The following is a 959-nucleotide window of genomic DNA, read 5'->3' on the forward strand; positions in this document are numbered from 1 at the left end:
ACCGACGTCGGCCTCGAGGTAGCGCGAACGCAGCACTTCGCGCGCTTCGTTGACCAGGTCGGGCACGGTATCGAGTTTTTTCGTATAGCCCAGCTTCTGATGTGCGTTGTAAAACAGTTCCGAGATTTGCGCCTTGGTCTTGTGGATCGCCGGCGCGATGATGTGACTCGGCGGTTCGTGCGCGAGTTGCAGGATGTATTCGCCGAGGTCGCTCTCGACCACGTCCAGGCCGTCAGCTTCGAGCGCGTCGTTGAGCGCGATTTCCTCGCTGATCATCGATTTGCCCTTGATCACCGTCCTGGCGTCAACGCGGCGGCAGATATCGCGCACGATATCGCGCGCCTGTTGCGCATTTTCCGCCCAGTGCACCTGGCCACCCCGTGCCTGCACCTGGCTTTCGAAACGTTGCAGGTAAAAGTCGAGGTTATCGAGCACATGGTTACGGATCGCCTTGCCCTGTTCGCGTAATCGCTCGAATTCGGGCAGGGTCGAAACGACCGCCGCGCGCTTGTCGACGAAACCCTCCTGCACGCGCTCCAGCGCTTTTTGCAGTTGCACATCCTGAAGCGCGACGCTGACATTTTGCTTGAAACGGTGGCTTTGCGGCTGCATCAGTCTTCCCCTTCGCCGATGGAGGCTTCGTCGGCCATGTCGGCGAGCACCTCGGCGACGTGGAACACGCGCACCGGCTTGTCGAGGCGTTGCAGCCGGCCGCTGATATTGAGCAGGCAGCCGAGATCGCCGCCGAGCAACACCGACGCACGGCTATCGCAGATATTGTCGACCTTGTCACTCGCCAGACGCGTCGAGATCTCCGGGAACTTGACGCAAAAGGTGCCGCCGAAACCACAGCAGGTCTCGCTGTGTTGCATCTCGTTGACGGACACGCCATAGATGCTGCCGAGCAACTTGCGCGGCTGTTGCTTGACACCGAGTTCGCGTAATCCCGAACAGGAGTC

General features: G+C 60.4%; 2 protein-coding genes. Both read right to left on the minus strand.

Annotated elements, in window-relative coordinates; translation table 11 throughout:
* On the minus strand, window positions 1–612 hold a 612-nt coding region (locus GY725_04750; protein ID MCP4003485.1), incomplete at its 3' end, for a lactate utilization protein.
* Window positions 612–959: (Fe-S)-binding protein (locus GY725_04755; GenBank protein MCP4003486.1), on the minus strand; the 348-nt coding region annotated here is incomplete at its 5' end. The genes GY725_04755 and GY725_04750, both read right to left, overlap by 1 nt.

Source organism: bacterium (assembly GCA_024226335.1).
Lineage (GTDB): Bacteria > Myxococcota_A > UBA9160 > SZUA-336 > SZUA-336 > JAAELY01.